The sequence below is a fragment of the Amycolatopsis sp. A133 genome (assembly GCF_031082405.1).
In the GTDB taxonomy this organism is placed as follows: Bacteria; Actinomycetota; Actinomycetes; order Mycobacteriales; family Pseudonocardiaceae; genus Amycolatopsis.
In genome coordinates, this window is record NZ_JAVHJU010000031.1 from 1 (window position 1) to 895 (window position 895).

An 895-nucleotide genomic window follows, 5' to 3' on the forward strand; every position below is an offset into this window, starting at 1 on the left:
CAGGAGTTCCGCGACGATGTCGTGCGGGTCGCGCGTGACCGCGAGCCCGGTGTGACAGTCGAGCAGATCGCGAAGGACTTCGGGGTCCACCCGATGACGTTGTTCAAGTGGCTGCGCCAGGCCGACACCGACGAAGGCGCCAAACCGGGTGTGAGCCGCAGCGATTCGGCCGAGCTGCGTGAGGCGCGCAAGCGGATCAAGCTGCTGGAGCAGGAGAACGAGGTTCTGCGCCGGGCGACGGCGTATCTGTCGCAGGCGAACCTGCCGGGAAAAGGCTCTACCCGCTCGTGAGCGAGCTGGCCGCCGACGGTGTCCCCGTCGCGGTGACGTGCCGGGTCTTGAACATCGCTCGGCAGCCCTACTACCGGTGGCGTGCCCGCCCGGTCACCGATGCCGAACTGGTCATGGCGTACCGGGCGGATGCCTTGTTCAATGCCCACCGCGACGACCCGGAGTTCGGTTACCGGTTCCTGGCCGACGAGGCCCATGCCGCCGACGAGCCGATGACCGAGCGCACCGCCTGGAAGATCTGTTCAGGCATGGGTTGGTGGAGCGCGTTCAGCAAGAACAAGCGTCGGGGCAAGGGCGGAAGGCCTGGTCCGCCGGTGCACGACGACCTGGTGCGTCGCGCTTTCAGTGCCGAGGGCTCGAACCGGTTGTGGTTGGCCGACATTACCGAACACCGCACTGGCGAGGGCAAGCTTTACCTGTGCGCAATCAAGGACGTGTGGTCGAACCGGATCGTCGGCTACTCCATCGACTCGCGAATGAAGTCTCGGTTGGCGGTCAATGCCCTGCGCAATGCTGTCGCCCGGCGCGGTGACGTGGCCGGCTGCGTGATCCACACCGACCGCGGGTCGCAATTCCGATCAAGAAAGTTCGTCCGCGTTCTTCA

General features: G+C 65.8%; 2 protein-coding genes. Both read left to right on the forward strand.

Going from position 1 to position 895, the window contains the following annotated elements; all coding sequences use genetic code 11:
- Positions 1-51: 51 nt before the first annotated feature.
- Positions 52-291 (forward strand): transposase, encoded by a 240-nt coding sequence (locus Q5425_RS21230; RefSeq protein WP_396135204.1) that lies wholly within the window; start codon positions 52-54, stop codon positions 289-291.
- Positions 288-895 (forward strand): DDE-type integrase/transposase/recombinase (locus Q5425_RS21235; protein ID WP_308674011.1); only part of this gene is annotated, 608 nt, incomplete at its 3' end. The genes Q5425_RS21230 and Q5425_RS21235, both read left to right, overlap by 4 nt.